The sequence below is a fragment of the Sphingobium sp. genome, assembly GCF_041987595.1.
Classification (GTDB): domain Bacteria; phylum Pseudomonadota; class Alphaproteobacteria; order Sphingomonadales; family Sphingomonadaceae; genus Sphingobium.
Genome location: NZ_JBHIWJ010000056.1, coordinates 18,020 through 18,749 on the forward strand (window position 1 = coordinate 18,020; position 730 = coordinate 18,749).

The window sequence follows — 730 nt, forward strand, 5'->3', positions numbered from 1 at the left end:
GGCGTCATATTGTTCGCGGGTGAACGCCATCTCGACGCGCTGAAGGACCGGATCGATACGGTCCGGGCAGCGGCGCAGGCGGCGGGGCGGGACCCTTTGTCGATCGATATTTGGGTCGTTTCCTTCGCCTCGATCCGTCCCAGCCGGGACCAAGCCATTGACGATCTCAAGGCGTTCATCGTCGTCAACGGCATGGCCTTCCGCACGCCCGAAACGCTGGCGCGTGTCCCGACGCAGTTTCGCGGCAAGATCGATGAACTGCACGCGCGCTATGACCCGACCGAACATGTGGTCGTCGGCGGCAGGAATGTGGCCTTGATGGAAGAATTGGGGCTGACCGGGTTTCTGGCGGATTTCGATACGTTGGCAGGACCCGTCGACGCGGCCACGGACATGCTGCGGCAACTTGAGGCGATGGGCGTCTCGACCTTCATCGCGGCCTTGCCCGGACATGCGGCGCCGCTAGAAACCATTCGCGGGCTTGCCCTGGCGAGGAGTGCGATGTGACACTGGATCTACTGCATCTGAGCGAAGACGAAGCGGCCGGGATTGCGGCGGTGCTGCGATCCCCGTCCCTTGCGGACATGATGGAGGCAGCGGAGGCGATGACGGTCGCAGCGCATGGCCGTCGCGTGACCTATTCGCGCAAGGTCTTCATCCCCCTCACCAAATTGTGCCGCGACGTCTGCCATTATTGCACCTTCGCCACCACGCCGGCCCGCGCCGGTGA

3 protein-coding genes (1 of these 3 only partly in view) are annotated in these 730 nt (G+C 63.8%); all 3 read left to right on the top strand.

Annotation, left to right across the window (positions count from 1 at the left end):
- Positions 1-43, top strand: partial view of an LLM class flavin-dependent oxidoreductase gene (locus ACFC3J_RS14365; RefSeq protein WP_375196843.1) — the 3' portion only. It extends 566 nt beyond the left edge of the window; only the last 43 of its 609 coding nucleotides appear in the window; its start codon lies off the left edge, out of view; its stop codon occupies positions 41-43.
- Positions 10-507, top strand: a complete 498-nt coding sequence (locus tag ACFC3J_RS14370) for an LLM class flavin-dependent oxidoreductase (protein WP_375196844.1) — start codon at positions 10-12, stop codon at positions 505-507. The genes ACFC3J_RS14365 and ACFC3J_RS14370 overlap by 34 nt, the downstream gene beginning before the upstream one ends.
- Positions 504-730, top strand: a 227-nt coding sequence (locus tag ACFC3J_RS14375; protein WP_375196850.1) for a hypothetical protein, incomplete at its 3' end; no start/stop codon positions are given. The genes ACFC3J_RS14370 and ACFC3J_RS14375, both read left to right, overlap by 4 nt.